Genomic DNA, 1,575 nt, shown 5'->3' on the forward strand with positions numbered 1-1,575 from the left:
CCCCTGGCTCCCGCCCGCCCGACCCGGATCTCCCTGGCCGTACGCAACTCGAACACGATGCTGCGCCGCAACCTCCTGCACGCCCGCCGCTACCCCTCCCTCACCCTGAACCTGCTGCTCACCCCGGTCATGTTGCTGCTGCTCTTCGTCTACATCTTCGGCGACGTGATGAGCGCGGGTATCGGTGGCGGCGGCGCCGACCGTTCCGACTACATCGCCTACATCGTCCCGGGCATCCTGATGATGACCATCGGCAGCACGGTGATCGGGGCGGCGGTGTCCGTCTCCACCGACATGGCCGAGGGCCTCATCGCCCGCTTCCGTACGATGGCGATCCACCGCGGTTCTTTGATCATTGGGCATGTCGTCGGCAGTGTGCTGCAGGTGCTTGCCAGCCTGGTCCTGGTCGGTGCGGTCGGTGTGGCGATCGGCTTCCGGTCCACCGACGCCACGGCTCTGGAGTGGCTGGCGGCGTTCGGACTGCTTGCGCTGTTCGCCCTGGCGCTCACCTGGATCGCGGTCGGGATGGGCATGGCCAGCCCGAACGCCGAGGCGGCCAGCAACATGGCGATGCCGCTGATCCTTTTGCCGCTCATCTCGAGCGCCTTCATCCCGGCAGAGACGATGCCGGGCTGGTTCCAGCCGATCGCCGAGTACCAGCCCTTCACTCCGGCCATCGAGACCCTGCGCGGCCTGCTGCTCGGCACCGAGATCGGCAACAACGGGTGGATCGCGATCGCCTGGTGCGTCGGCCTGACCGCGCTCGGCTACCGCTGGTCGACCGCACTGTTCAACCGCGACCCGAAGTAACCGCAATGGCAACGGCGTTGTTCAGCCGCGGCCCGAACTTACCGCCATGACAGCGCGGGCCGCATCCCGCAACTCGTCCCGCAACAGGGCGGCGTACACCGACACCACGTCGGAGTACGCCGCCCTGTTCGTGTATTCCGGTATTCCGGGTCCCTACAACGCCTGGGCCGCCGGCTTGACCATGCCGCGCACCGTACGGGACTTGACGAAGTCGCCCATCGCCGTCATGTCCCACTCGCCGGAGAACTGCTTGATCAGCTTGGCCATCATGACGCCGGTCTGGGCCTCGGCGTTGGTGAGGTCGAAGCGGACCAGTTCCTCGCCGGTGGCGGCGTCCAGGAGGCGGCAGTAGGCCTTGGCGACCTCGGTGAACTTCTGGCCGGAGAAGGAGTTCACGGTGAAGACCAGGCCGGTGACCTCCTGGGGGAGGCGGCCGAGGTCGACCGTGATGACCTCGTCGTCTCCGCCGCCCTCGCCCGTGAGGTTGTCGCCGGAGTGCCTGATCGCGCCGTTCACGATCTGCAGCTTGCCGAAGTAGCAGCTGTCGATGTGGTTGCGCTGCGGGCCGTACGCGATGACCGACGCGTCCAGGTCGATGTCCTTGCCGCGGTACGCGGGCTCCCAGCCGAGGCCCATCTTGACCTGCGAGAGGAGCGGGGCGCCGCCCTTCACCAGGGAGACGGTCTGGTTCTTCTGGAGGCTTACGCGGCCCTTGTCGAGGTTGATCTTTCCGGCGCCGGGGGCCGGGGCGGGCGGTGCCGGGGG

General features: G+C 67.7%; 2 protein-coding genes. One reads left to right on the top strand and one right to left on the bottom strand.

What is annotated here, in order from left to right:
• The first annotated feature begins 3 nt into the window (after positions 1–3).
• Positions 4–810: an ABC transporter permease gene (locus G6048_RS48025; protein WP_235991159.1), complete on the top strand. Its 807-nt coding sequence runs from the start codon at positions 4–6 to the stop codon at positions 808–810.
• A gap of 153 nt (positions 811–963) precedes the next feature.
• On the opposite strand, the gene G6048_RS48030 is transcribed toward G6048_RS48025, so the two are convergent.
• On the bottom strand, positions 964–1,575 hold a 612-nt coding region (locus G6048_RS48030), incomplete at its 5' end, for a TerD family protein (protein ID WP_206343045.1).

Origin of the sequence: Streptomyces ureilyticus (genome assembly GCF_011045025.1) — a bacterium.
Classification (GTDB): Bacteria; Actinomycetota; Actinomycetes; order Streptomycetales; family Streptomycetaceae; genus Streptomyces; species Streptomyces ureilyticus.